General features: G+C 72.0%; 1 protein-coding gene. It reads left to right on the top strand.

Features of this window, described 5'->3' with window-relative positions; genetic code table 11:
* A partial coding sequence (locus tag ACIRS4_RS36220; RefSeq protein WP_404204208.1) for an EamA family transporter occupies positions 1 to 331 on the top strand: 331 nt, incomplete at its 5' end.
* Positions 332 to 410: the final 79 nt, after the last annotated feature.

Genomic DNA, 410 nt, shown 5'->3' with positions numbered 1-410 from the left:
TGTTGCGGTGTCCGTGATCGCTCCTCCGTGGGCCGTCCCTTTCGACCTGCTCACAGCCCCCACCGCACTCGGCGACCGGCACCCGCCCGCATGGCTGGTCCTGCTGATCCTGGCCGCCTTCGGCACCGCCGTGCCCTACCTGGCGGGGCTCCGAGCCCTCCGAGAGCTGACTCCGATCGCGGCCAGCGTGCTGGCCGTGGTCGAGCCCTTGGCCGCCGCCGTCCTGGCGTGGCTACTCCTGGGCCAGTCCCTCCACCCGGCCCAGGTCATCGGCGCGGTCATCATGGTGATCGGCGCGACGGCGGTGCACGCGGGTCAGCCGATCGGTTGATGTGGGTGTCGGCCGGATGGGGGTGGGAGAAGGAGCCGGTGCACCGATTCGGGGGTGGGTGGGGGTGCGGAGCATGGGA

Origin of the sequence: Streptomyces sp. NPDC101166, from assembly GCF_044768125.1 — a bacterium.
GTDB lineage: Bacteria > Actinomycetota > Actinomycetes > Streptomycetales > Streptomycetaceae > Streptomyces.
Note: the sequence above shows the minus strand (reverse complement) of the source record. Positions and strands in the feature narration are given on the sequence as shown.